This is a genomic window from Imhoffiella purpurea, assembly GCF_000585215.1.
Lineage (GTDB): Bacteria > Pseudomonadota > Gammaproteobacteria > Chromatiales > Chromatiaceae > Imhoffiella > Imhoffiella purpurea.
On record NZ_AONC01000054.1, the window covers coordinates 1 to 26,636 of the forward strand.

Annotated in this window: 21 protein-coding genes; 11 read left to right on the top strand and 10 right to left on the bottom strand. The window is 66.1% G+C overall.

The window, feature by feature from the left end:
* The first annotated feature begins 69 nt into the window (after positions 1-69).
* The 5 genes from D779_RS16280 (at position 70) to mtgA (ending at position 6,830) form a co-directional block, all read left to right on the top strand.
* Positions 70-1,110, top strand: a complete 1,041-nt coding sequence (locus D779_RS16280; protein WP_043756097.1) for a VWA domain-containing protein — start codon at positions 70-72, stop codon at positions 1,108-1,110.
* Positions 1,103-2,167: a vWA domain-containing protein gene (locus D779_RS16285; protein ID WP_043756098.1), complete on the top strand. Its 1,065-nt coding sequence runs from the start codon at positions 1,103-1,105 to the stop codon at positions 2,165-2,167. The genes D779_RS16280 and D779_RS16285 overlap by 8 nt, the downstream gene beginning before the upstream one ends.
* Before the next feature lie 101 nt (positions 2,168-2,268).
* On the top strand, positions 2,269-3,921 hold the full coding sequence (locus D779_RS16290; RefSeq protein WP_043756100.1) for a tetratricopeptide repeat protein: 1,653 nt from the start codon (positions 2,269-2,271) through the stop codon (positions 3,919-3,921).
* Positions 3,915-5,756 carry a BatD family protein gene (locus D779_RS23165; RefSeq protein WP_043756102.1) on the top strand — a complete coding sequence of 614 codons (1,842 nt, stop codon included), beginning with the start codon at positions 3,915-3,917 and terminating at the stop codon, positions 5,754-5,756. The genes D779_RS16290 and D779_RS23165 overlap by 7 nt, the downstream gene beginning before the upstream one ends.
* Before the next feature lie 219 nt (positions 5,757-5,975).
* Entirely contained in the window at positions 5,976-6,830 is an 855-nt protein-coding gene (gene mtgA / locus D779_RS16300; protein ID WP_332307773.1) for a monofunctional biosynthetic peptidoglycan transglycosylase, read from the top strand.
* Between the two features lie 90 nt (positions 6,831-6,920).
* Here mtgA and D779_RS16305 read toward each other — a convergent pair whose 3' ends face one another.
* From D779_RS16305 to D779_RS16315, 3 genes are all read right to left on the bottom strand, one after another.
* Positions 6,921-7,448: a DUF4124 domain-containing protein gene (locus D779_RS16305; protein WP_232424221.1), complete on the bottom strand. Its 528-nt coding sequence runs from the start codon at positions 7,446-7,448 to the stop codon at positions 6,921-6,923.
* A 39-nt stretch (positions 7,449-7,487) separates the two neighbouring features.
* The gene (locus D779_RS16310; RefSeq protein ID WP_043756106.1) at positions 7,488-8,543 is read right to left on the bottom strand and encodes a 3-deoxy-7-phosphoheptulonate synthase; all 1,056 of its coding nucleotides are present in this window, start codon (positions 8,541-8,543) and stop codon (positions 7,488-7,490) included.
* A gap of 111 nt (positions 8,544-8,654) precedes the next feature.
* Entirely contained in the window at positions 8,655-9,251 is a 597-nt protein-coding gene (locus D779_RS16315) for a histidine phosphatase family protein (RefSeq protein WP_043756107.1), read from the bottom strand.
* A gap of 96 nt (positions 9,252-9,347) precedes the next feature.
* On the opposite strand from D779_RS16315, the gene D779_RS16320 reads away from it, so the two are divergent.
* The 3 genes from D779_RS16320 (at position 9,348) to D779_RS16330 (ending at position 10,821) form a co-directional block, all read left to right on the top strand.
* Positions 9,348-9,650, top strand: coding sequence for a hypothetical protein (locus tag D779_RS16320; protein WP_043756108.1), 303 nt, complete (start codon positions 9,348-9,350; stop codon positions 9,648-9,650).
* 32 nt (positions 9,651-9,682) lie between these two features.
* Positions 9,683-10,138 (top strand): hypothetical protein, encoded by a 456-nt coding sequence (locus D779_RS16325; RefSeq protein ID WP_043756110.1) that lies wholly within the window; start codon positions 9,683-9,685, stop codon positions 10,136-10,138.
* A gap of 170 nt (positions 10,139-10,308) precedes the next feature.
* Complete coding sequence (locus tag D779_RS16330; protein WP_043756112.1) at positions 10,309-10,821, top strand: bacteriohemerythrin; 513 nt, start codon at positions 10,309-10,311, stop codon at positions 10,819-10,821.
* Here D779_RS16330 and sdhB read toward each other — a convergent pair.
* From sdhB to D779_RS16345, 3 genes are read right to left on the bottom strand one after another with little or no spacing between them, the layout of a single operon-like run.
* Positions 10,804-11,556, bottom strand: a complete 753-nt coding sequence (gene sdhB, locus D779_RS16335) for a succinate dehydrogenase iron-sulfur subunit (protein WP_043756113.1) — start codon at positions 11,554-11,556, stop codon at positions 10,804-10,806. The genes D779_RS16330 and sdhB overlap by 18 nt on opposite strands.
* An 8-nt stretch (positions 11,557-11,564) precedes the next feature.
* A complete protein-coding gene (gene sdhA, locus D779_RS16340; protein WP_043756115.1) occupies positions 11,565-13,451 on the bottom strand; it encodes a succinate dehydrogenase (quinone) flavoprotein subunit in 1,887 nt (628 codons plus the stop codon).
* Entirely contained in the window at positions 13,448-14,092 is a 645-nt protein-coding gene (locus D779_RS16345) for a succinate dehydrogenase (protein WP_232424222.1), read from the bottom strand. Before D779_RS16345 ends, sdhA begins: the two co-directional genes overlap by 4 nt.
* Positions 14,093-14,523: 431 nt before the next feature.
* Here D779_RS16345 and D779_RS16350 point away from each other — a divergent pair, with 431 nt between their 5' ends.
* A complete protein-coding gene (locus D779_RS16350) occupies positions 14,524-15,174 on the top strand; it encodes a PilZ domain-containing protein (protein WP_043756117.1) in 651 nt (216 codons plus the stop codon).
* Positions 15,175-15,180: 6 nt separating this feature from the next.
* Here the strand turns inward: D779_RS16350 and D779_RS16355 are convergent, their stop codons facing one another.
* The 3 genes from D779_RS16355 to D779_RS16365 all read right to left on the bottom strand — a co-directional run bounded on the left by D779_RS16355 (position 15,181) and on the right by D779_RS16365 (position 19,869).
* Positions 15,181-16,233: a phosphotransferase enzyme family protein gene (locus D779_RS16355; protein ID WP_043756119.1), complete on the bottom strand. Its 1,053-nt coding sequence runs from the start codon at positions 16,231-16,233 to the stop codon at positions 15,181-15,183.
* 127 nt (positions 16,234-16,360) lie between these two features.
* Entirely contained in the window at positions 16,361-18,574 is a 2,214-nt protein-coding gene (locus D779_RS16360) for a RelA/SpoT family protein (protein WP_043756120.1), read from the bottom strand.
* Between the two features lie 83 nt (positions 18,575-18,657).
* Entirely contained in the window at positions 18,658-19,869 is a 1,212-nt protein-coding gene (locus tag D779_RS16365) for a DUF1015 domain-containing protein (protein WP_043756122.1), read from the bottom strand.
* A gap of 168 nt (positions 19,870-20,037) precedes the next feature.
* On the opposite strand from D779_RS16365, the gene D779_RS16370 reads away from it, so the two are divergent.
* Positions 20,038-22,581 carry a DNA topoisomerase 3 gene (locus tag D779_RS16370; protein ID WP_043756124.1) on the top strand — a complete coding sequence of 848 codons (2,544 nt, stop codon included), beginning with the start codon at positions 20,038-20,040 and terminating at the stop codon, positions 22,579-22,581.
* A gap of 67 nt (positions 22,582-22,648) precedes the next feature.
* Here the strand turns inward: D779_RS16370 and D779_RS21260 are convergent, their stop codons facing one another.
* Entirely contained in the window at positions 22,649-24,874 is a 2,226-nt protein-coding gene (locus D779_RS21260) for a glycosyltransferase (RefSeq protein ID WP_198295741.1), read from the bottom strand.
* Positions 24,875-25,399: 525 nt separating this feature from the next.
* Between D779_RS21260 and D779_RS16380 the strand changes: the two genes are divergently transcribed.
* A partial coding sequence (locus tag D779_RS16380; protein ID WP_198295742.1) for a glycosyltransferase occupies positions 25,400-26,636 on the top strand: 1,237 nt, incomplete at its 3' end.

Below are 26,636 nucleotides of genomic sequence, written 5' to 3' on the forward strand. Positions count from 1 at the left end.
GGGGGGGGGGTCGCCGGCTTCGACTGCCGGGCCGGCGTCGTGCCGTCTCGCCGGCGGGGGAGGGCGGCCATGTTTGAGTTTCAGTGGCCCTGGGCCGCCCTGCTGCTTCCGCTGCCCTTGCTGATCGCCCGCTTCTGGCCCGATCGGCGCGTCCAGCCGGAGGAGGGACTGGAAGGACGTCGCGACACCTTGCTGCATCCGGCGCTGGAGGAGCTGCGAACCGCCTTCAACGCGCGCCGTCCGCGTCTGCAGCTCGCCGGCTGGCTGCATCGCGCACTCCTCTATCTGTTGTGGCTCGGTCTGGTGCTGGCCCTGATGGGTCCTCAGTGGCTGACCCCCTACACCGAGATCAGCACGCCCGGCTACGACCTCATGATCGCGGTCGACGCCTCGCATTCGATGGAGGCGCTCGACTTCAGCGTCGAGGGCCGCCAGGTCAACCGCATGGCGGTGGTCAAGGGCGTCATGGGGCGCTTCATCGACGCCCGCGACGGCGACCGGGTCGGGCTCATCCTCTTCGGCAGCCAGTCCTTCATCCTCTCGCCGCTGAGTCTCGACCGGCATGCGGTGCGTCAGCTGCTCGACGGCGTGGTGCCCGGCATCGCCGGTCCGGCGACCGCGCTGGGCGACGCCATCGCGCTCGGCGTCAAGAAGCTGCGCGAGCGTCCCGAGGGCTCGCGGGTCATGATCGTGATCGCCGACGGCGACAACAACGCCGGCAGCTTCGCGCCCAAGGAGGCGGCCATGCTGGCCCGCGCGGCCGGGGTGCGCATCTATGTGGTGGGCGTGGGCAGCAAGCAGTCCAGCATCCCCATCTTCGAGGACGGCAGCGTGCGCTACCGCGACGACCTCACCATGGACGAGGACACGCTGCGCGAGATCGCCAGCCTGACCGGCGGCGGCTATTTCCGTGCCACCGACACCAGCGCCCTGGAGGAGATCTCCGCGCGCATCGGACAGCTCGAAAAGACCGAGGCCCAGGCGCGCACCGCCTATCTGCCTCGACCACTCTACCGCTGGCCCCTGGGGATGGCGCTCCTGGCCCTACTCGGCCTGGGGCTCTTTCCCGAGGGACGCAAGCGCTTCGTTCGCAGGTTCGCCAGTGACTGACACGGGCTTCCACTTCGACCAGCCGCTCTGGTTTTTCGGCCTGCTGCTCATCCTGCCGGTCGCCATCTGGTTGGCCCGCAGCGCGGCCAAGGCGGCCCAGGGCGCCATCCATCGCTATGCCGATCCCCATCTGCTGCCCTATCTGACCGGCACGCGCGACCTGCGGACCTCCGAGCGCTGGGGCCGCTTCCTGCGCTGGTGTCTGCTCTGGACCCTGTTGCTGACTGCTATGGCAGGCCCGCGCTGGGACTATCGCGACATCCGTCTCTTCCATCCGGGGAACAACCTGCTGGTGCTGCTGGACATCTCGCGCTCCATGCTGGCCGAGGACGTGAGCCCGAACCGGCTCGGCCGCGCCCGCCAGGAGCTGCAGGATCTCATCGTCCAGGATCGGCAGGTGCGGCTGGGTCTGATCGTCTTCGCCACCGTGCCGCACGTCCTCTCGCCCATCACCGAGGACATCGGCAGCATCCTCAACGCGCTGCCCGCGCTCTCGGCCGATCTGGCCAGCCCCGAGCTGCAGGGCAGCAGTCCGACCCGCGCCCTCACCCGCGCCGAGAGCCTCCTCGCCGGCCTGCCCGAGGACAGCGCGCGCTCCATTCTGCTCATCTCGGACGGCGATTTCGAGGAGCCGGGCCTTGCGGATCAGGTGGGGCGTCTCGCGGACCAGGGTGTGAGGCTGCACGTGCTGGGCGTCGGCACGCCGGAGGGTGCGACCGTCCCGGCGCCCCAGGGTGGCGTGGTGGTGGATCCGCGCGATCCGAGCCGCGCACCCGTGCGTTCCGCATTGAACGAGCCGCTGCTCGAATCCCTGGCAGTGCGGGGCAAGGGCCTCTATCTGCGCGCCGATTTCCGCGACGCGGATACCCGGCAGATCCTCGAGGCCGCCGCCGCCAGCCGGCTTCCGCCCGAGGCGAGCGACGCCCGTACCCGGATCTGGAACGAGCGCTATTGGCTGCCCGTGCTGCTTCTGGTCGTGCTGCTGATCCCCCAGTTCCGCAGTCTGCCGTCACGCCGCCGCCGTCCGGCCCGTCGGTCCGAGGGTGCTCAGCCATGATCCGACCAAGAATCCTTGAACCGCAAAGGACGCGAAGCACGCAAAGGGTCTCGATGATTCGTCTTCGCGCTCTTTGCGCCTTTGCGGTTCCCATTCTCTGTATGACGGCCTTGCCCGCGCGCGCGGACTGGTTCGAGACCGACGAGCAGCAGGCTTACGAGGCCTATCGCGCCGGCGATTATGCCGAGGCCGCCAAGTCCTTCGAGAACCCCTATCGGCGCGGCGTCTCCCTCTATCGGGCTGGGCGCTATGCCGAGGCCGAACGTGCGTTCGGGGCGGTGGATTCTGGGACCTTCCGCGAGTCGGCCCGCTACGACCAGGGAAACGCCCGCTTCAAGCTCGGCGACTACATGGGCGCGGCCGAGGCCTACGAGGACGTCCTGGCCGGAAATCCCTCGCACGAGGACGCGGCCTTCAACCTGGCGCTGACGCGTTCCATGCTGGCCAGGCTCGAACAGGAGCAGTTCCGCGATCGGACCGAGGAGCCCAAGGAGGAAGAAAAACGGTCGGCCGCTGCAGACTCTGGTGACGAGTCGGCTCGGAAGCGGCAACAGGAGCGCAGTGAGTCGTCCTCATCCCGACGAGAGTCGAGCGAGGAGCGGCAGCAATCCGATCAGCTGTCGCGTCAGCAGCAGGAATCGCAGCAGTCTCAATCGCAACAATCCCAGTCGCAGCAAGATCAATCTCAGCAGTCGCAGTCCCAACAGCAACAGTCCGAGCAGCAGCAATCCAGCCAGAGCCAGGACAGCCAGCAGCAGCAATCGGGTGATGGCGAGCCGCAGCAGTCCGGCTCTTCTGGCTCTGAGAGTCGAGAGCAGTCGGGTGAAGGCGCGTCCGGCGAAACCGGTCGGGACGGCGAGTCCGGCGAGGATCGCCAGTCGGGCGACTCCAGTTCGCAGCGAGGCGATGCGGGTCGGGGCGAGGAGACCGAGTCGGCCCGAGGAAGTGGCGGTGAATCGGGCGAGACCGGCGAGCGCGATGGCAGCGAGGACCGAGAGACCTCCGATGCCGGTGGAAATCGGGACGGGGACCAGGAGAGTGACCAAGGCGACCGTCAGGATGATAGCCGCGATCAGCGCGGCAAGCGGCCCGACGCGCGCGAGTCGACCGGAGAGGCCAGTTCCAAGGAGGGCGAGCGGAAGCCCGGCGACGAGGCGGAAGAAAGCGGGCCGGATGCGCAAGGCGAGCGAGAGGACCGGAGCGCGCATGACTCGGGCCGAGGTGAGCTGGGCGATGCGCGAGGCGGTCGCGAGTCCAGGGAGGCCGATGCGGAGAGCAAGGGCGCGGGCGGCGAGCGGTCTCGCGAGCAGACCCCTGGTGACGGAGAGTCTGAGCGCGACTCCAGCGACCGGGGCGATGGCGGTGAGCATCTAAAGCCCGAGGAAGGCGATCGAGGACGCTGGCGCGAGGATCAGCCTCGGACCGAGAGACAGGGGAGAGGTCCCGGTCCGGACGCTCAGGCCAGTATGGGGTTGCCCGAGTCGCTCGACGAGCGCGAGGCCGAGTCGGTCGATCGGTTCGATCAGCTGGGCCGCCAGCCCGGAGCCGACATGGATGCCCAGACCAATGAGGGGCAGATGCCCTCTCTCGAAGGGATGCGGGCGATGGGCGGCCCCGGCATGGCGGTCATGGAGGAACGTTTGAGACAGATCCAGGGCGATCCCAGCCTGCTGATCCGCAATCAGTTCCGGATCGAGGAGATGCGGCAGGTGCAGGGCATGACGGGTGCCTGGAGGGAGGTTCGGCCATGGTGATTCCATCCGTCGCGTCGCGCCGATCCGGTCGGCCTCGGGTGGTCGCTGTCCTGCTCGGGTTGCTGCTGGGGAGCGCCCTGACGGGTGTCTATGGTCAGCCCTATTACGGACAACCCTATCCAGGCCAGCCATACCAAGGTCGCGCTTACCCGAATCAACCCTATGGCGGGCAAGGCTATTATCCTCCACCCTATGCTCAGGGGCAGGCTCCAAGGCAGGGTCAGCAACCCGTCTATGGTCAGCCGCCGGATGCCTACGGCCGTAATCCCAGTCCCTACTCGTCCGAGCAGCCGTCCTCGACACCCCAGTATCGTCCCGTTCCCCCCAGCAATGCCCAGGGCGTGCCGCCGAGCTATCGGCCGCCATCCGCTTCGCAGGGGATGCCGAATCGGTCTCCCTATGGCGCCCCCAGTGGCTATCCGTCCGGCTGGCCGCCGTCCTATGGTCAGCCGTCGGGAGGGTCGCCCTCCTTTGCCTCGGCCACTCTGAACTGGTCTCTGGTCGAATCGGCGCCCTATCTCCAGCAGCCGGTGATCCTCGAACTCGAACTGGTGAGCCAGGCCAGCCCGAGCAAGCTGGATCTGGAGCTGCCGTCGAGCGGCGACGTGCTGCTGAAGACGATCGAGGGATCCACGACCGATTCGCGCCGGATCGATGGCCGGCGCGAGGTCGTCAACAGCTTCGTCGTCACCCTGGTTCCGCTGCGCACCGGGGCGCTCGAATTGCCCGCGATTCGTGCCGTCGGCAACTGGAGCAGCGGTCAGCGCTTCGAAGTCGAGACCGACCGTCCGGTGCGTCTGCAGGTGCGTCCCTCGATGACCTCGGTGCGTCCCTGGCTGCCGCTGGAGTCGCTGAGTCTCAAGTCGAGCCTGGATCGCCAAGGGATGCTGGAGCCCGGCCAGCCCGTGACCCTGACCCTGGACATCTCGGCCGAGGGTGCCACGGCGGTCCAGTTGCCGAGCCTGGAGAATCAGCTGCGTGGCGAGGGCTTTCGGGTCTACCGCGAGCAGACCCTGACGGATACCCAGATCTCACAGGACAAGCGGCGTCTGCTCGCCCGGCGCACCGAGTACTACACCCTGGTACCCAGATCCGGCGGCCGCATCACGCTGCCCGAGATGAGCATCGCCTGGTGGAACGTCGAGCGCGGCGTGCGCGAGGTCGCGCGTCTGCCGCTCAAGACCCTGGAGGTGAGCGGCGGCGGACCCTTCGGTCTCTCGGCGGAGTCGTTATCGGGCGCGACTTGGCTCAAGGTCTGGCTGCCGATCCTGGCCCTTCTGCTGCTGGTGGCCGGCTACTGGGTGGGGGTGCTCTATCGCGGACGTCCCTTGCAGGCCTTCGGGGATCTGGCCCTTTTCATGTGGCGCGGACTGAGCGCCGGTCTGCGTCTGACCCTCGGGTTCCTGCGCCGCTATCTGGGCAACTGGTCGTTCCGTTCGCTGCTGGTTCGGTTCCGATCGGCCTGGTATCGGTCCATGAGTCCGGGTAGCCGCTTCCTGCGTTGCCTTCGGCAGGCCAATCGCGCCGACGATCCGGCCGACTGGTGCCGTCTGTTCGAGGCCGAATCGCGTGCCTGTGGGACCGCGCGCGGCGATCTCAACCGTCCCTCGCTGGTCCGGCAGATCCTTCGGCATCGCCCCGGCGCCGATCCCCTGGTGCTGCATCGGCTCATGGACCAACTGGATGCGGCCCGCTTCGCCGATCAGCCGCTCGATTTCAGGCGCTGGAAGCGCGAACTCATGGGGCAGGTCGGGCGCGGGGCCGGTGTGCTCCGCGCCCGACGCGCCGGTACTCGGGTGCGCTGGGCGGCCCTGCCTGAACTGAACCCCCGTTAGCCCGTCCGTTCGGCGATTCGGGCGTGCGTTCACGAACGCCGCTCGAGATGGACCGGGATTCGAGCGATCGCGCGATTTCTGCCGGCCAACCCCTGGCAACCCGGGCGGGGCTGCCGCTATCCTTGCCTTCCCGTGCCCATCCATGATCCGCCAGCCGCCGACGACGATCGCTCCGAGCCCGTGCCGGAGCCGTCCGATCGAACCGACTCTCCGGAGTCGTTGGACTCTCATGCGCTTCCCGAGCCCGATGATGCATCCGTTCGCGAACCGGTCGTGGAGGCCGAGGCCGGCGCCTGCGAGGAGATGCCGGCGGCAATCCAGTCCTCGGACGGCGGGGCATCCGAACGCCCATCTCGGGTTCTGCAAGCCTGGCCGACGCTATCGGTATGGTTGAAGCGCGTCCTGATCGGCGCGGCGATGCTCTGGATGCTGGGCAGCCTGCTCCTGGTCGGCATCTTCCGCTGGGTCGATCCGCCGGCGTCGGCCTTCATGCTGCAGCATGCCTACAACGTCTGGCGTCTCGATCAGACCGGGCCCTATTACCGCCATGTCTGGATCCCCTGGGAGCGGATTCCGGCGACCGTGCGATTGGCGGCCATCGCGGGCGAGGATCAGCGCTTCCCGGATCATCTGGGGTTCGATCTGATCGAGATCCGGCATGCCGTGAGGGACTATGTCGAGGGCGGCCGGCTGCGGGGTGCGAGCACCATCAGCCAGCAGACGGCGAAGAACCTCTTCCTCTGGCCGGGCTCGGGTTGGTTGCGCAAGCTGGCCGAAAGCTGGTTCACATTGGCGATCGAACTCCTTTGGCCGAAGGAGCGGATCCTCGAGGTCTATCTCAACATCGCCCAGTTCAGCCCGAGCACCTACGGGATCGAGGCCACCAGCCGGCGCTATTTCGGCCATTCGGCCAGCGAGCTCACGGCCGAGGAGTCGGCCTTGCTGATCGGTGTCCTGCCGGCGCCCGGTCTCTATCAATTGGACCGGCCATCGAAGCGGCTGGCATGGAAGGTCTCCTGGATCCTGGACCAGAGCCGCCGTCTGGGCGGGGAGCGGTATCTGAATCGTCTGTGATCCCGAGACCAGAATGGAGGCTCGTGTATCTGCCATGCAGAGACTTGGACGAACCTGCGGCTGGAGTCTGGTCGCTGGCGGCTGGCCGCTCTATTCCGCGCAGTAACGCTCCATGAGCGCCTCATGGTAGGCGAGCCTGTTGTCGTTGTATTCCTTGTCGCTGCGTGTGCGGTAGGCGTTCATCGCCTTCTGGCGCCACTTCGCGGTCTCGCTGCGGTGTCTGGCGCATTTGGCCGCGTCGAAGCCTGGATTCCCGGTCCGGGCCGAGCGGGCGGTCTGGGTGTTCGGGCGCGTCTGAGCGCGCGCCTTGGCTCTTCGGGCCCGACCGTCTCGCATGGCCTCGAGCTGTTTCTCGATCGAATAGTCCTGGTCCTTGCCCGACCCGCTCGCGGGGTGTGCGTCGAGCTCGAGGTCGGTCGTGTGGGAGGCCGCGTCACAGGCGGTCTGCTGATAGGTCGTTCGTCCGTCCGGTCCCAGGCATTTGTAGAGTTCGGCCTGGGCGTTGCCGGCGAGGATCAGGATTCCGATGGCCATGAGGCGCGGAGCGCTCGGATCCGGGTGGCGCATGAGCGAGAGTCTCCCTTCGATGATCGAGAGGGAGACCTTACAACGGATCACGAATCGTGTTCAATGCTCCAGGGATGCCGGTGAGGGATCTCAGCAGCAGGTGCGGCGCTTCGCGACCGCCTTGGCCAGTTCGTGAAGCATGGGCACGGTGTCGTCCCAGCCGACGCAGGCGTCGGTGATGCTCTGGCCGAAGATGAGGTCGTCTCGCTTGTCGGCGTTCTGCCGGCCCGCGACCAGATGGCTCTCGATCATGACGCCCATGATGCGGCGGTCGCCGCGCCCGATCTGACCCGCGACGTCCTGACAGATGCGGATCTGTTTCTCCGGACGCTTGTTGCTGTTGGCATGGCTGAAATCGATCATGATCTTGGGCGTCAGGCCGGACTCGGCGATCTTCTCCGAGGCGATGCTGACGCTCTCGGTGTCGTAGTTCGGCCGCTGGCCTCCGCGCAGGATGATGTGGGTGTCGACGTTGCCCGTGGTGCTGAAGATGGCCGACTGGCCCTCCTTGGTCACCGACATGAAGACGTGCGGACGTGCGGCGGCGTGGATGGCGTCGATGGCGACGCGGACGTCGCCGTTGGTGGCGTTCTTGAAGCCGATCGGGCAGGAGAGGCCGGAGGCCAGCTCGCGGTGCCCCTGGCTCTCGGTGGTGCGGGCCCCGATGGCGCCCCAGCTGACCTGGTCGGCGATGTATTGGGGGCTGATGAGATCCAGGAACTCGGTGCCGGCGGGGATGCCCATCTCGTTGAGGTCGAGCAGCAGCTTGCGGGCGATGCCCAGGCCCTTGTTGATCTCGAAGCTGCCGTCGAGGTTGGGGTCGTTGATGAGTCCCTTCCAGCCGACGGTGGTGCGCGGCTTCTCGAAATAGACCCGCATCACCATCAGTAGGTTCTCGGCCAGTTCGGTACGCAGGGGCGCGAGCCGCTGGGCGTATTCGAGCGCGGCCTCGGGATCGTGCACGGAGCAGGGGCCGACCACGACCAGCAGGCGGTCGTCGTTGCCGTGGAGGATGCGCTGGATGTCGTGCCGGGTGTCGTAGACGGTGTTCGCGGCCGTTTCGGTGAGCCTGTATTCCTGGTGCAGTTCGTTGGGCGAGCGGACTTGGGTGATTTCGCGGATGCGCAGATCGTCGGTACGGTGCATTGTGGGCGCTGCAATGGTACGGAAAACGCTCAAGTATAAACCTGAATGGAGCTTCCGGCCGCCAGCCGCCAGCCGCCAGCCGCCAGCGATACACTCGGGCTGGTAGCTGGTTTAAAGCCGATGACGGTTGAGGTACTCGACGACCGGGCCGAAACGTCCGCTGCGGATCCGGCTGATGCCGGCGTACTCGATATTGATGCCGTACCAGCGCTCGGGTGTCAGATGAAGTACGTGCCCGGCGATGGCGCGCGAGACCCCGGCATGGCAGACGATCAGCAGATGGCGTCCGGGGTAGGCGGCCATCTGGCGCTCGAAGGCGAGCGACACGCGCGCGCAGAAGCGATCCAGGGGCTCGGCGCCTGGCGGTCGGCAGCCGACCGGGTCCTTGTAGAAGGCTTCGTATGCCTCCGGCTCGGCCGAGGCGACCTCGGCATGCGAGCGTCCCTCCCAGGCGCCCATGCCGACCTCCCTGAAGGCCGGTTCGACCGCCAGCGGCAGGGCATGGCGCTGGGCGAGCTCGATCGCGAAACGCTGGCAGCGGAGCATGGGCGAGGTGATGATCTGGTCCCAGGGCGCGGAGTCTCCCAGGGCCTCGCGCATCTGAGTCCATCCCAGCTCGGAGAGCGGGTCGTCCGCACCGCCGCCGCGATAGCGTTTTCCTCCGACGGGCTCGCCGTGGCGGATGAGGTCGATCAGGGTCTCGGTCATGGCTTGCTCCAGCTGTGGTGATGGGTGGTCGAGGTGGCGACGGGGGCCGCCGCCTATGTTATTGGGATACGTGATTCACAATCGAGAGACGACACCATGAAATCCAAGATCTACGAAGGCATTCACAACGAAGAGCGGGGCGGCATGACCCCGACGGCCAACATCATCCGCGATGCCTGGGTGCTGGGCCTGCTGCCCGAGGACGAGACCTGCGAAGGCTGGACCATTCAGGGTATCGAGGCACTCTACGACAAGGTGAGCGCGGCATGGGAGCCTTACGGTCATCTGGTCTCCAATCTTCCGCCCGATCTGCGCGAGCGTCATGCCCGGATCTATGAGGCGGCCGTCTCGCAGGCACGCGCGGCCGGCTGGAATCCCGAGCTCGACGAGAACGATTGACGCCGACAGCCATCGGGCGGCCGGGGGTATCCATGTCCACCTATGTCATCCGCGAGACCTTCTTTCGCCCGGACGCCGAATGCGCTCGGGAGGAGACCAGCATTCCGGCCAGCCTCTACAACGCCATGCTGTCGCTGCGCCGGGAAGAGGGTTCGGCCGGGCCCTTCGTGCCCATTCGATCGATGCAATACATGGCCTTCATCGACCGGGAAGAGACCATCTTCGTCGATGCTGCCGGAGGTTATGCCCACCGTGACGGTCAGGGTGGACGGCTGATTCGGATCGCCTGGCGCCCGGCCAGCAAAAGGGACTCCTTGAGCGCCCCCGTTTTCTGTGAGGTGGTCTACTATTTTACTGGTTCAAAGGAGATTCAGCGGCGTCTGCTGTCCGAATTCGGGCCGGCGGTCGCTGGGATGCTCGAGCGGCGGCGTGCGGATGTCGAAGGCGTTTGCGAAGGCCGCATCCTTCCTTTCGCTGTTGCACGCTGAAGGGTCCGGGGGCGCGTTTCGGCGTCGAGATCCTGCCATCGGTCGGTCGGGGGACGGCTTGGCCGGATGGGCGGCCCGCGCGAGACAGGGAGGGCGCCGAGAGCGCCTGTTCCATCATGACTCGCCAATCTCACATCAATCGGGCGCTAGTCCCGAAGACGGAGGATTTCATGTCGAAACTCTTGGCCTGGCGCGATGAGTGGTCACTCAATATCGACGTCCTGGACAAAGACCATCGCGCCCTCATCGAGCGGCTCGGCGATATCTGCATGCGCTTCTGCCCCGAGGCATCGGCGGGGCGCTCGGGCGATGCCCTCGCCCTGCTGGATGCGCTGAACGAACTGGGCGAGGAGGTACGCCGGCACTTCCAGCGTGAAGAGGATTTCATGCGCGCCTACGACTATGAAGGTATCGGAGAGCACCGCAGCGAGCATGCATTGCTGATGGCCGAATTCACCACCCTGATGCGCGAATGGCGCGCCGAGGGGCTCCACGTCTTCGACCGTACGGTGCAGAGCATCGTCAGCGATTGGCTCCTGGCCCATATCCTCGGGGCCGACCGGGAGTTCGCCGAGGTTTATTTCCAGCTGTGCGGGCGGGATGTCTCGCTCGACGAGCATCGATCCATGACGCAGTTGCAGTCCAGCTATCGTTCCGGTCTGAAGTCAGCCTCGACCAAATAGGTCCTTCAACGCCTGAAGCGTGGTCTGACGGCCCAGTTCGCCGATGGCCGTCGTCAGTGGGATCGCCTTGGGGCAGACCCTCACGCAATTCTGGGCGTTGCCGCAGTCGCTCAATCCACCCGTCGCCATGATCCGGTGCAGGCGATCGGTCTTGTCGTAGCGGCCGGTGGGGTGGGCATTCATGAGCCGGACCTGCGCCAGGGGCGCGGGTCCGATGAAATCCGAATGGGATCCGTACTGAGGGCAGGCCGCCATGCAGCAGCCGCAGCTCATGCAGCGGCTGTAGAGATAGTTCTCCGACCATTCCGCTGGTGATATGCGCGGGGCGCCCTCGTGGATGTCCCAGGCACCGTCGATCTCGATCCAGGCCTTCACCCGGCTCAGTCCTGTGTCCATTCTGGATCGGTCCACCAGCAGGTCGCGCACCACCGGGAACTTGGGCAGGGGCTCGAGCAGGATGGGCTGTGCCAGATCGTCGATCAGCGCCGAGCACGAAGGGCGGGGCACCCCGTTGATCGACATGGCGCAGGATCCGCAGACCTCCTCCATGCAGTTGCTGTCCCAGGCCACGGGCTCGACCCACGTCCCCTCGATCGTCACCGGATGCTCGCGCAGACGCATGAGCACCGAGACGACGTTCTGGTCCGGCGCATAGGGCAGCCTGAACTCCTGCCAATAGGCCGGTGTTTCGGGGCCATCCTGCCGGCGGATCCGGAGGTGTATCCAGTCCTGCATCTTGGGCCTCACCGATAGTCGCGTGGATCCGTCGGCGGATAGACGCCGAGATCGACCGCTTCGTAGCGGATCGCGGGGCCGTCCGGTCTCCATTCGGCGACGCTCGTCTTCAGCCAGCGGTCGTTGTTCGCCTTCCAGCGCGCCCGGTAGTCCTCGTATTCGGGATCGCCGGGAAACTTGCCCTCGGGAATCCGGATCTGGAAGTCGCTCTTGTAATGGGCGCCGCGGCATTCGTCGCGCTCGAGCGCGCTGCGGGCGACCACCATGGCCAGCTCGATCATGTCTCCCAGCTGGCGGGTGAAGGAAAGTGTCTGATTGGCCCAGGCGCGGCTGTTTCCGAGACTCGCCGAGCCCAGCCGGGCGCGCAGTGTCTGCAGCTCTGCGAGCGCCATCTCCAGCTCGGGGTTGGCGCGGACCACGCCGACCTTGGATGTCATCAGCTCGCCCAGCTCCCGATGGAGACGATAGGGATTCTCGGATCCGTCCGATTCCATGAGCCTGCGGTTGATGGCCGTCTGGCGCTCGACCTCCTCGGTGAGGATGCGCTCGCTCGGTTCCGCTGTCGCGCGTGCCAGGCCCTTGAGATAGTTGGTCGCCGACTCGCCCGCGACCCGGCCGGAGAAGCTTGCCGAGAGCAGCGAGTTCGCGCCCAGACGGTTGGCGCCATGGTAGGCATAGTCGCATTCGCCGCAGGCATAGAGCCCCAGGATGCTGGTGGCGTGATTGCGCAGGCTCCCGGGGCGCATCCCGCCCGAGGCGTCGGGCTCGAAGTCGACCCAGAGCCCGCCCATGGGATAGTGGGCCGCGGGGAAGATCTCCATCGGCTGGCTCAGCGGATCCGTCCCGGCGAACTTGCGATAGATGTCGAGGATGGCGCCGAGCCGTTTCGACACGAATCCGCGATCCAGATGCGTCAGATCCAGATAGACCCGGTCGGACCCGCCGATGCCGAGACCCATCTGGCGGGTGACCCGCCAGATGGCGCGGGATGCCTCGTCGCGGGCGACCGTGTTGCCATAGGAGGGGAAGAATTCCTCCAGGATATAGAAACGTTCGGATTCCGGGATGGAATGGGGCGGGCGTGCGTCGTCCGGATTGCGCGGGACCCAGATGCGTCCCCCCTCGCCGCGCGCGGCCTCGCTCATGAGTCGGGTCTTGTCGGTTCCGATCATGGCGGTCGGATGGAACTGGAAGAATTCGGCATTGGCGAATCGGGCGCCCTGCTGGTAGCAGCGGCTGGCGGCGGCACCGGTGCAGTTGGTCGAGGTGGTGGTCTTGGGGGCGTAGATCTGGCCGAATCCGCCGGTCGCCATCACCACCGCCTCGGCGGGAAAGGCCCGGATCTCGAGGCTTCGCAGATCCATGGCCGTGATGCCGCGACAGATGCCGTCCTCGTCCAAGAGCAGCGAAAGGAACTCCCACCATTCGTGCTTCTCGATCCGGCCCTGAGATTCCAGTCGCCTGACCTGCTGGTCGACCCCGTAGAGCAGTTGCTGACCGGTGCTGGCCCCAGCGAAACAGGTGCGTCTGTTCTTGACCCCGCCGAAGAGCCGCTGATCGAGGATGCCCTCCGGGGTGCGCGAAAAGGTTACGCCCATGCGCTCGAAGGTGCGGATGAGGCCGGGCGCGCTCTCGCACATGCTCTTGATCGGTGGCTGATTGGCGAGATACTCGCCGCCCTTGATGGTGTCGACGATGTGCTGGCGGATCGAGTCGCGCTCTCCCTTGGTGTCGAGCACCGCGTTGATGCCGCCCTGGGCGCAGACCGAGTGGCTGCGCTTGACCTCGAACAGCGAGAACAGCCGAACCTGGCATCCGGCGTCCGCGATCCGCAGTGCGGCCCAGAGTCCGCCGAGCCCGCCCCCGATGACGATCGCCTTGGGCGCGGCGGTCATGGCAGGAATCCCAGTAGGCCGTGGATGCCGATGGCCCCGAGCACCAGGCCCAGGGCGGTACAGACATATCCGAACAGCCGCTGCGCCCGCGCCGAGGTGGTCAGGCCCCAGACGATCGCCATGGTCGAGAGACCGTTGGCCAGATGGAAGACCGAGAGCAGCAGGCCCAGCGCATAGAACCCGAAGACCAGCGGGTCGCTCAGCATCCCTTGCATGTGTCCGTAGAGATCGTCCCGAACGGCGGGCTGCCACAGCCCCTGCAGGCGCGTGGTGCCGACGTGGAGCAGCAGGAAGACGAGGATGCCGACGCCCGAGATACGCTGGAGCCAGTAGAAACGGTTCCGCGCATAGGGATAGCGAGACAGCTCGGCCCGCATCTGGCCCGTGATGGCCAGGCCGTAGGCGGCGTGGAAGAGCAGTGGCAGGGCGATGACGAAGAGCTCGACGAAGACCAGGTAGTTCATCTCCTGCAGCGTGGCAACGACCCGGGTGTTGTAGTGCTCGGCGCCGAAGCGGGATTGGGAGTTCTCCCAGAGATGGAAGGTCAGGAAGGCCCCGATCGGGAGCAGCCCAAGCAAGGAGTGGAGCCGCCGCAGCAGGAACTGGGAAGGGTCGAGCGTGGCATTCATGGCGGATCCCATGGCTGATGGTTCCGCCAAGCTTAAGTTCGGGGCATCCTAGCGTCAGTGATCATGCTCAGTTGCAGCGCGAAAGGGCGGATGCCGAGAGTCTTCTGGGTCTACATCAATTGATTCGAATCAACTTATATGAACCCAGGTCTGACACAATTGTCTGAAAGACATCGTCAAGTTATATCATCTCCCGGTTTGTGTTCGTTTAGGGCAAGGCACGAATCCTCTCTATTTTTCTAGCCGGCATTGCTTGTTGTGCGCGAGATTTGTCATTGAGCGGTGCCTGGATTGCTAAGCTCGAGGCGAGAGACCCTTTAGGTGACGCGGTCATCCCGACTTCCGAGCCGTTTTGGGTTTGACGATCAGGGTTTACACGGGGCCTGGGCTGTCGAATATCATCCGTGTCTAATGCGTGCGAACGCCGTTTATGGTGATCATCCGTGGCATCGGCCAACAACGATATCCTCTCTCCAGACGAACTTGACTACATTCGTCAGCTTTATGCCGAGACGGAGGCAGACTCGGAGGAAGAGGTCGGCGGCTGGCTGCGCGTGCCCCAGGATGCCGCCGGTCTCCTGGAGGCATTTTCCGACAGCCCGCGCATCGAGTTGCAGGCCGGATGGAAGGGGCACCGGCTACGCTTTCCGCTCAAGCTGGGCAGCCGGACCGGAACCGGCGAGCTGACCCTCGACATCGGCGTCCCCGAGATCCTGGAGGGTGGGGAACGCTCGCGCAGCTGGCGCGTGCCGCCGGGCGAGGAGATGCAGCTGCGCGACAGCAGCGGACTGCTGGTTCAGCCTCGGGTGCTGAATCTCTCCTATACGGGGATGGCGATCGAGGAGCGCGCGGATCGGCTGCCGAGCATCGACCAGTCGCTGACCAGTCTGGAGCTGATCCTCCCCGGTCAGGGCGAATACGTGCGTCTGCTCGGCTATGTGGTGCGTCACACCCAGCTCGACGACGAGCGCGTCCAGCTCGGCATTCGTTTCGAACCGCTGGCGGAGGACGCCCGCGAGCAGCTCGGCCGCTACATCCTGCGTCGTCACAAGGAACTGCAGGAGGCGGGCGAAATCGAGCGGGACTTCGGCTGAGGATCTTCAGCCGAAGGCGTCCGCGATCGCCGATCGGATCTCGCGTTCCTGTTGCTCGATACTGCGCGTCAGGGCGAACTGCACCTGAGCCTTGCGCAGGTTCTCTCCGGGCTCGGTGACGCGGAAATAGCGATCGCCCTGCAGGTGATCGAGCAGGAAGCGCAGACCCAGCTCGAACGGCATCGAGCGGATCGCGTCGTAGAGGAAATCGATCTCCTCGCGCCGAAGCAGATCCCCCGCGCCCCGTGCATATCCGGCCAGTATGTTCGCGCAGATCCGGGTATCGAACCTCACCTCTTCCGTGTGGTTCTCCCCCTCTCCGCGCCGATTGCAGCAGGAGCGCAGACAGTCCGCCAGGTCGTGATGCACGAGTCCGGGCTGAACGGTGTCCAGGTCGATGAGCGCGACGGCCGTTCTGCCATCGGTCGAGAACAGGATGTTGTCGAGCTTGGGGTCGCCGTGGGTGACCCGTGTCGGCAGACGGCCGTCTCGGCGCGCGGTCTCCAGGATGGCCGCCAGGCCGCGTCGCTCATCGACGAATGCGAGCGATGCGCCGATCTCGGTCGCGGCCAACGAGTCGCCTCCCCCGACCTGTCGCCGAAGGCGCTTCAGATATTCCTGCGTGTCGTGGAAGCCCGGCAGTGACAGGCCCAGCCGCTCGACTGGCAGCTCGGACAGGCCGCGATGAAAGGCGCCGAGGATACGTCCGACCTCATGCGCCTGGTACGGATGTTCGATCCGATCGAGGGTGCGGCTGTCGGAAATGAATTCCATCATGCGCCACAGACCGCCCGCCCGGTCACTCGCGAACGGCTGGCCCTGGCGCGTGCGGATGAGTCGGGGCAGGTGTGGCTCGCTGGCGCCGCTCGCGCGCATAAAATCCGACAGCGCGCTCAGATTCGCCATGATCTGCTCGGGTCGCGGAAACACCTCGGGGTTGATGCGCTGCAGGACATAGCGCTGGCCGCCGGACGTCAGCGCGTAGGTCTCGTTGATGAGCCCTCGCCCCAGGGGCGAGATGTCTCGCGGGTCGCCTTCGATGGCGAAGGCAGCGGCCATCACATGTAAGGACGCCGCGTCTTCTGCGTCTGTGCCGGAGGTTGGAGGCTGGAGGCTGGCCGCTCCACTCATGTTCGCTGATCTCGGTGCGTTGCGATGCGAGGTTCTGCCGGGGGTCTGTCGACGCTCATGCGGAGCGTCTGACCTCCAGCACCTCGGGAATCTGCTGCAGCTTGGCGATCAGGCGGTCCATCTGGTCCACATTCCTGATCTCGACCGTGAAGCGCATGGAGGCGGTGTCGGTGCTCTTCTCCGAATGGGTGTTGACACCGATCACGTCGATATCCTCGTCGGAAAAGGTGGAGGAGACGTCGCGCAGCAGCCCCTTGCGGTCGCTGGCGATGACCAGCAGGTCGACCGGGTAGGCCGACTTGGCCGGCTGATCCGCCCAGCGCGCCTCGATCAGACGCTCCGCGTCCTCGGGAGACAGGTGGCGCAGATTGTTGCAGTTCCGGCGGTGAATGGTGACGCCGCGCCCGCGGGTGACGAAGCCCACGATCTCGTCGTAGGGAACCGGCTTGCAGCACTGGGCCATCTGGGTCATGAGGTCGTCGATGCCCTGGACCATCACGTCGCCCGAGCTGGCCTTCTTGTGTTTGGGCGGTGTCTTGAGTTTGGGCTCCGTCTCCTTCGGCTCCTCGGCCTTGGGCTCGCCCACCTGGCGCGCCACCTGTCCGACCGCCAGATCGCCGCGTCCGATCGCGGCCAGCAGGTCGTCGCCGCGCTTGAAGTTGAACCTGGGCGCAAGAACCTCGGGTTGCGGCTTTTCGACGATGCCCAGGCGCCCGAGCTCTCGCTCCAGGGCGACGCGGCCCTCGTGCAGGTCGTGCTCGAAGTTCTGCTGCTTGAACCACTGACGTACCCGGTTGCGCGCCCGCGCCGTGGTGAGATAGCGCAGGTGCGGGCTCAGCCAGTCGCGGCTGGGCGCGGCGTTCTTCTGGGTCAGGATCTCGACCGTGTCGCCGCTGGTGAGTGCCTGGTTGAGCGGCACGATGCGGCCGTTGACCCGTGCGCCCCGGCAACGGTTGCCGACCTCGGAATGGATGGCGTAGGCGAAATCGAGCGGTGTGGCCCCCTTGGGCAGCTCGACCACCTTGGACTGGGGGGTGAGCACATAGATGTGCACCGGCTCGAACTCGGCCTTGAAGCGTTCGAGGAAGCCGCTGGCGCCGTCGCCCTCGTTCTTGAGTTCCAGCCAGTTGCGCATCCACACCAGGCGGCGCTGGAACTCGGCGTCGTGGCCCTTGGCCTCCTTGTAGGCCCAGTGGGCGGCGACGCCGAACTCGGCGTGTCGGTGCATCTCGTGGGTGCGGATCTGCACCTCCAGCGACTTGTCCTCGGGGCCGACCACCGCCGTGTGGAGCGAGCGGTACATGTTGCCCTTGGGCGTGGCGATATAGTCGTCGAATTCCTTGGGGATGTGCTTCCAGAGCCCGTGCACCAGACCCAGCGCCGCATAGCAGTCGGCGACCGTCTCCACCATGATGCGCACCGCGCGCAGGTCGAAGATCTCCTCGATGTCCACGCCCTTGCGCTGCATCTTCTTCCAGATGCTGAAGATGTGCTTGGGACGGCCGCTGATCTCGGCCTGGATGCCCGCCTCCTCGAACTGCTCGCGCAGGGTTTGGATGACGGTCTCGATGTACTGCTCGCGCTCCTCGCGGCGCTCGGCCAGCAGCTTGGCGATGCGCTTGTATTCGTCGGGCTGCAGATAGCGCAGCGACAGGTCCTCGAGCTCCCACTTGATCTGCCAGACGCCCAGCCGATTGGCCAGAGGCGCATAGACTCGCTGGGTGTCGCGGGCGATCCGGGTGCGGCGCTCGGGCTCCAGGTCCTTGATGGCGCGCATCAGATGGACGCGCTCGGCCAGCACCACCAGCACCACGCGTACGTCCTCGGCGATGCCGAGCAGCAGCCTGCGCAGATTCTCCTCGTGCTCGGGCTGGTCCTTGGCGGCGATGATGGCGTCGATGTTGGCGATCTGGCCGATCCGCGCCAGGTCGCCGACCATGTGGGCGATGTTGGGACCGAACGCCTGTTCCAGCTGGGACTCGGTCAGGTCGCCCTGTTCCAGGCAGCCGTTGAGCAGCGCGGCGATCAGGGTCTCGTAGTCCAGGCGCAGCCGGACCAGGATGTCGGCCGTCGAGAGGACGTGGCGGACATGGGTTTCGCCGGTCTCGATGCGGTGGTCGCCGCGGCAGCGCGCGAGCGCCGCGCAGGCATCGGCGATCTGTCCGTACTCCGCGTCGGGATAGTGATTCGTCAGGCTGCCGAGCCAGTGCCGGATCGCGGTGTCGTCGTCCGTGTCCTGGTCGGGTAGGTTGTAGATGGGTTTGACCATGGTGGATCGTCTCCAGTGAACGGATCCTGACCCCTGACGGCTTGGCCGCAGGGGCGCGATCCGCCGGGAGCGGGTGCCTCGAGTCAGTCCAGAACGAGACTGACCAGGCCGTCGGCGAGCTTGGGCTCGAACCAGGTGGACTTGGGCGGCATGACGTGGCCCGCGTCCGCCACCGCCATGAGGTCGTCCATGCCGGTCGGATGGAGCGCGAGGGCGAGGGCCATCTCGCCCGAATCGACACGCTGGACCAGGGCGTTCAAGCCGCGGATGCCGCCGACGAAATCGATGCGGTCGTCGCGTCGGGGATCCTGGATGCCGAGAATGGGGCCGATGAGGTGGTTTTGCAGCAGGCTCACGTCGAGCCGGGCGACCGGGTCGTCGCCCGGGATTCGATCCGGGTCGAGCGTCAGTCGGTACCAGGTCCCCTTCAGATACATGCCGAACTCGCCGGAGCGGGCCGGCTTGACCGGCTCGGCGCTCGGCTCGACCCGGAAGCTCGCGGCGAGACGTTCGAGCAGATCCTCGGGCGCGAGCCCGTTGAGATCGCGGACGACACGGTTGTAGTCCAGGATCCGCATCTGGTCGTGGGGGAAGATGACCGACAGGAAGCCCTCGTCCTTCGAGCGTGCCGCGGCGACCCGCGAGGCCGCGGCCGAGCGGTGGTGCCCGTCGGCGATATAGAGCGCGTCGAGCGCCTCGAAGGATGCGCTCAGCTGGGCGATGACGGACGGATCGGACAGCGTCCAGAGCTCGTGTCGTACCCCATCGGCCGCGGTGACGTCGACCTCGGGCGGGGTGGCGCCGATCTCGGCGAGCCGATCGTCGATGGCCGGCGTGGCCCGATAGACGAGGAAAACCGGGCCGGTCTGGGCGGACAGCGCCTCGATCTGGCGGACCCGGTCGTCCTCCTTGGCGGGGCGGGTGAATTCGTGCTTCTTGATGCGTCCGTCATCGTAGGCGGCGACCGAGGCCGAGGCGACCAGTCCGATCTGCCGGTGCCCGCCCATGGTCAGGCGGTAGACGTAATAGCAGGGTGCCGGGTCGCGGATCAGGACGCCGGCCGCGAGCATGGCGTCGAGGTTCGCGCGGGCCTTGGCGTAGACCTCGGACGCATAGGGATCCGTGCCCTCGGGCAGGTCCACCTCGGCGCGCGAGATGTGCAGGAAGCTCCAGGGCCGGCCCTCCACCATGCGTCTCGCCTCGGCCGCGCTCATGACGTCGTAGGGCGGTGCCGCGACATCGGCGGCGCGCTCGGGCGCGGGTCTCAGGCCGGCGAAGGGTGTGATCAGTGACATGAGCGATCTCGCTGGATGGGTGGCTGCGGACTGGGCCGGTTGCCGTCGAGTCCTTGGGGATCGATGTCCGCTCCCGGCTCGGGGCACGCTCATGGTAGCAGCAAGCCCGGAACCGTGCGAAATCCAGTCGCTCTATACTGTCCCCATTCAACACAGAGGAGCACCCTCATGGTGACGCTCGTCCTGGCAGAGAAGCCCAGCGTTGCCCGCGATATCGCGCGGGTGCTGGGTGCCGGCCGCAAGGGCGAGGGCTTTCTCGAGGGTCAGGGCTACCGGGTGACCTGGGCGCTGGGGCATCTGGTCCATTTCGCCGAGCCCGACGAGTACGGAGATGCCTGGTCGGGACGCTGGTCGCTGGACCAGCTGCCGATGATTCCCGAGCGCTGGCGGCTGCGGGTCGGCAAGGAAACGGCCAAGCAGTTCAAGCTGGTCAAGGCGCTGATCAATGCCCCCGAGACCGAGCGTATCGTCTGCGCGACCGATGCCGGGCGCGAGGGCGAGCACATCTTCCGGCTCATCTACGAGCACGCGCGCTGCCGCAAGCCATTCGATCGGCTCTGGGTCTCCAGCCTGACCGACGAGGCGATCCGTGCCGGCTTCGCGGCGCTCCAGCCGGGCTCCGCCTTCGATGCCCTCGCCGCCGCCGCGCGCGCCCGCGCCCAGGCGGACTGGCTGGTCGGCATGAACCTGACCCGCGCCTATACGGTCCACAACCGGGTGCTCTGCACCATCGGCCGCGTCCAGACCCCGACCCTGGCCATGATCGTGGCGCGCGATGCCGAGATCGCCGATTTCGTCAAAGCCTTCTACTACGAGCTGGTCGCCCATTTCGCCGAGGGGTTCGACGCGCGCTATGCCGAGAAGGGCGAGACCCGGATCGAGGAGAAGGCGCGGGCCGAACGTCTGCTGCGCGAACTGAGCCCATACGAGACCGGGACCGTCTCCAAGGTCGAGAAGAAGGTCCGGCGCAATCGGCCGCCGCCGCTCTACGATCTGACCAATCTGCAGCGCGACGCCAACCGCCGCTTCGGTTTCACCGCGGCCCAGGTCCTGGAGCATGCCCAGTCGCTCTACGAGACCCACAAGCTCATCAGCTATCCTCGCACCGAGAGCCGTCACATCTCGGAGGACATGCTGCCCCAGCTGCCCGGGATCCTGCGCAATCTCGATCATCCCCTGGCCGCCGAGGCGCTGCAGCGTCTGGAGGCGGGCCATCGGCTCGGCAAGGCTTACGTGGACCGGACCAAGCTGACGGACCATCACGCTATCCTGCCGACCGGCAAGCTGCCCTCGGCGACCCTCCCGGCGCATCTGCGCAAGATCTACGATCTGGTCGCGACCCGCTTCGTGGCGGTCTTCCTGCCCGACCAGCAGGTCGAGGAGACCCGGGTCGAGGTCCTCATCGGCGATGCGACCTTCCTGGCGCGCGGCTCGCTGGTCCTGGATCCGGGATGGAAGCGGGCCGAAGCGACGCCAGAGCGTCCCCGGCGAGCCAAAGCGGACGAGACCGAGTCCGACGACGAGGGGTCTAGAGGGCCGCTTCCGCCGCTGGAGCCCGGGCAGGTGCTCGGGGTTCTGGGGCTGGAGGTGGTCGAGAAGGAGACCAAGCCACCCAAGCCCTTCGAGGATGCGAGCCTGCTCGCGGCCATGAAGAACGCGGGCCGCAGGATCGAGGACGATGCCCTGGCCTCGGTCATGGCCGATTCGGGGCTGGGAACGCCGGCGACCCGTGCCGAGACCATCGAGAAGCTCGTCCGCAGCGGCTATGTCGAGCGCCAGCGCAAACAGATCCGGGCCACCGCCAAGGGGCAGGCGCTGATTCCAATGGTCGCGGCACCCCTGCGCAGTCCCGAGCTGACCGCTGAATGGGAACAGAGACTCAAGGAGATCGAATTGGGGCGGCAGGCGGCGGGCGATTTCAGCCGCGACATCCAATCCTTCGTGCGCGAGATCATCCCCGCGATCGGACGTGGGCCGGCGCTGAGTCCGGAGCAGGTCGACGCGGTCCGCCAAGCGGCTCCATCAGGCCGTCGTGGCGGTCGGCGCGGGGCCAAGGGGGCCACGAAGAGCGCTCCGGCTCGCTCGTCCGCATTGGGCCGCTGTCCCATCTGCAAAGAGGGCGAGATCACCGAGAGCGATCGCGCCTACGGCTGCAGCCGCTATCGCTCCGGGTGCGGCTTCACCATCTGGAAGCAGGTAGCCGGCATGACCTTGTCGGAGATTCAGGTGCGCTCTCTGATCGAGCGGGGGAATACCGATCCGATCGAGGGCTTCCGCTCCAAGTCGGGGCGAATCTTTTCGGCCGCGCTGCGTCTCGACGGCAAGGGCAAGGTCGTGATGGATTTCGGGGCCGCGAAGCCCTCGGGCACCGAGGCGGTGCGATCCGGGCCGGATACCGAGACCCGGGCGGCCGACTCCGATCGTGCCGCGCAGCGGCTGGGTCTGCCCGCTCTGACCTGTCCCAAATGCGGCCTGGGCCGCATCATTGAGGGGCGGCGCGGATATGGCTGCGACCGCTATCGCGAGGGTTGCGATTTCGTGATCTGGAAGGAGGTCGAGGGTCTGTCGCTGTCCGAGACCATGCTGATCGACCTCGTCTCTCGCGGCGAAACGGCCTCGACTTCGGTTCCCGGACAGGGTCAGGGGCGCCGGGTGCGTTTGAGGCTGGACGGCCAGTGGCGTCTCCTGGTCGAGCCGTTGGCGGAGGGATAAGCTTGAGGGCACTGGATCCGCCACTCGCGATCGCGGCCGTTTCCCTGTCCGGCGGGCGGCCGGAGGGTCAAGCGTTCGCGCGGTCCCGGGCGGTTTCGATGGCCTGACGGTAGACCTGGGCATACATCCCGATCACCCGGTCGAGATCGAAGCGGGAGCGGATCGCCAGGGCCGTGTCGCGCTTGCGGGCATAGGTCGTCTCGTCGGTGGCCAGGTCGGCGATCATCCGGGTGACCGCGCCGACCGGGACGCGGCCGCTCGAGATGTCGACCAGCGCTCCAGCCACCTCGCCCCGCTCGTCGGTGAGCATCTCGGCGATCTCGCCGATGTCGCTGGCGATCATCGGGCGTCCGGTCATGAGGCATTCGATCACCGTCAGCGGGAAGCTCTCGCCGCCGAAGGTCGTCAGCAGCAGGCCCGCGTCGGCGGATGCATAGTAATCCACCGCATTCTTGACGAATCCCATCAGGTGTACGTACTCGGGCAGCGACTCATGTCTGAGCTCGTCGTATAGCGGGCCGTCTCCCAGCAGCAGCAGCTGGATGTCCAGCTTCGAGAGTCTGCGCGCCGCGCCGACCGACTCGATGGCCTCGCGCCAGCCCTTTTCGGCGATGGCCCGGCTGGCGACACAGAGGAGGACCGCGTCCTCCCCGATCCCGAGCGAGCGGCGCGGGATGGGACGAATCTCGGGCATGGCCATGCCGTTCGGGATCTTGAAGAACCGGTCGGGGCGAAAAAGCCCGCGATCCCTGAAGGGTGCGATGTTCTTGTTCGAGATATAGGTCCAGGCGGAGACCGCGTCATAGAGCCCTTCGAGCGCGTTCTCGAACATGCTCGGCTTCATGACGTCGTACATGCCGTGCATGGTGACCACGTGCGTCGCCGATTCGCCGGCCCGCTTGTGCGAGACGAAGAATTGATCGACGCTCGCATGATGCGTATGCACCACCTCGATGCCGAAGGCCTCGACGATGTCCTCGCTTTCGAGAAATCGGTTGCTCAATTCCACCACGGCGATGTCGGGCCTCAGCATGTCCCGGACCAGCGGGTTCATGGGCTCGCCGCGGAAATCGAAGAAGGTCACCGAGTATCCGTGATCGACCAGGGCGTTGGCGAGGCGGATGGGAAAGATCTCTCCGCCCCCGGAGGCGAAGGCGAAGGCCGCGATCAGGATGTTGGGCAGACGCCGTTGCCCCGTCTCCCAGACGCCATCCAGATCGTAGAAGTCGTTGAGAGCGAGACCCTGGGCGGCGAGCTCGCCGGCTCTCTGGTCGAAAAAACGCTCGATGTATCCATGGTGCGCCTCCAGGGTCTCTCTCGGGACCCGGTAGAGTCGCGCCATCTCGCGCGCGACCTGAGCGTGCTCGCGATAATAGGCCGGCGTGCCGTAGGTGCGTGCCGAGGCGTTGGTCGAATGCAACCGGTAGTAGTTCCGGGCACCCGTCGTATAGGCGATCTTGCCGCCGCGAATGGCGTGCAGATAGAAAATCCAGTCGCCGCAGATCCGCATGTTCAGCCAATCGGTTTCGGCGAGCATCCCGCTCAGATCGAATTTGCGGAATACCGCCGAGCTGACGTTGGGAATGCTGTTCTTGCGTCCGAGGAATCCGGCGACTTCGCGATGGGCGGTTTCCACGTAACTCAGCTTCCATCGGGTCGGTGAGAGTTCGTCGAGATAGTCGTCGAAGCGAAAATCGCTGGGCGTTCCACGTTCGGTGACGAATACCGAATGCGAATAGACGAGCTTGACCGCCTCGTCGCTGAAATAGGGGATCAGCGTCTCCAGGAAATGGGGGTCGCAGTAATCGTCGCTCTCGGCGATCCAGACGAGATCCGTGTCGGCCGCCTCGATCGCGCGCTGCCATTGGCGGAAGACGCCTCCCGAATTGGTCGTGTTGAATGCCGTCGTCGTGATGTCCGAATAGCGCCTGGCGTATTCTTCTAGGATTGCTCGGCTGTCGTCCGTCGATGCGTCGTCCAGCAGGATCACCTGGAAGTGGCGATAGGTCTGGCGATAGATGCTGTCCAGCCGCTGGCGCAGGAATGCGGCGTGATTGTAGTTGGGGACGGCGACGGTGATCTTGGGTTGGAAGTCCTTGGGGTGAGCGAGGTGGCGTGTCGCGGGCTGGAAGGCGACCTCGTGGTTGCGATGGAACAGCCGGTAGCCATCGGCCAGGCGATCGAGGATGAAGCGTCTGAGCCGCTGCTTGGCCGGGAAGGCCAGCGGAAGGATGCGCCATGCGCGTCGGGTCATGCGCGCGATGCCGCCATGTCTTCCGAAGACCGAATTCATGGACTGGTTCATTCGGACGATGTCGGCTCGAATGGGAAAGGAGGCACGGCAAAGGCCGATCGCTGTGATGGACGCATGGATTGCGGCACTTGGGATGTCAAGAGTCTTGGACCGTCAATTTGGTGCGGATATGCATGAATCGATAGACACCATGTAGCCCTGGAATCGGCCATGGATGTCGTCCGCGCGAGGCCAGAATGCGGGGGATGGTCCCGCGAGCTTGGGTCTTCCGCCCCGAACGTCCTCCGGTTCGGATGTCTCGGGCCCTTGGCGCGGCGCATGATATAGTTTTGCAGCGTCTCGGCTCCCAGCCAATTCGATCGGGATTGGGGTCGGCTCGTTGACATGGCAGGCTCGCATGGGCGGGGCCGGGGGGCCGCATATGAGGCCCTAAAGAGTAACAGAAAACCTGAGGTGATCGCTGTACGCGGTCCGGACGAGGCAAGCGGTTGAGACATGCAAATTGAGCTGGGCATGGAGCCCCCGTCGAGAGTGGATCGCATCGGGGCAGGTCGTGCGTTGGTCGTGATCCGACGTCCGGGAGACGAGCTGATCGGATGTGCCGGGGCCATTCTGTCGCATCTCGATCGGGAGGATCCAGTGTCGGTTCTCGCCGTCACCGAGGGCGCGCTCGGGATCCCGGGGGCCTCGCCGCTGGGCTACGGCGTGCCACGCTCATGGGGCTTGTCTTCGGGCGAGGCCCTGTATTCCGAGTCGCTCATCTCGCGATTCGTGGATCGGATCCAGGAGTTCGGCGCGGATCTTGTCTATGTCTGTTCGCCGAGCGAGCCCGATCTCGCCGACCGTCATCTTTCCCTGGCGGTCACCGAGGGCGTGCGCCGCGCGGAACGCCCCTGTCGGCTGGCCTATTTCGAGCTTGAGGCCGAGCTGAGACCGAATCGGCTGTTGGATGTCGCACCCTTCTCCGGCTCGGTGGAGTCGGCACGCCGTGCGCACGCGGCGGATGCCGAACTCGCGCGCAGGCTGGATCTCGCCAGGGCACGAGATGCCTATCGCGGGCAGATGGTTCGGGGTGCCTCGGTCGAGGCATTTCGTCTCCTCGAGGCCGAGGATCTGTGCGGTCCTCGACCGGGCGGGCCGGCCGCCGCGCTGCTCCCGATCCTGTCCGATCCCGAGCTGCCCGAGCAGCCGGTCTCCGCACCCCTGATCTCGGTGATCGTGCGCACCACCGGGCGGCCCGAGCTCGCGGATGCGCTCAATTCGATCGCGCTGCAGACCTATCCGAACCTCGAGGTCGTGGCGGTCCAGGCCAGTGCCGGCGAGCCATTGGCGCTTCCCGATCGGATCGGCTCGGCCCCGCTGCGTCTGGTGCGCGCGGACGGGCCTCTGCATCGCAGCCAGGCGGCCAATCTGGGGTTGGCCGAGGCCCGGGGAACCTATCTCGCCTTCCTCGACGACGACGACTGGTGGCTGCCCGTGCATCTCTCGCTTCTGGCCAGGTCTCTGGTCGGGGCCTCGGAGCGGGCCGCCTACTCGGGCGTGCGCTGCGTGCGCGCCAAGGGCGACGGCTGGGAGCTGAGCCATGTCTTCAACGATCCCTTCGACGAGGATCGGCTGCTGGTGGACAATTTCGTCCCCATCCATGCGGTGCTCTTCCATCGTGCGCTGTTCGAGGAGGGATGCCGCTTCGACGAGACCCTGGACGTCTACGAGGACTGGGACTTCTGGGTGCAGGTCTGCCGTCTCACCCCGATGAGGCACGAGCCGAACCTGACCGCCTATTATCGGCTCCCCCGCGGCC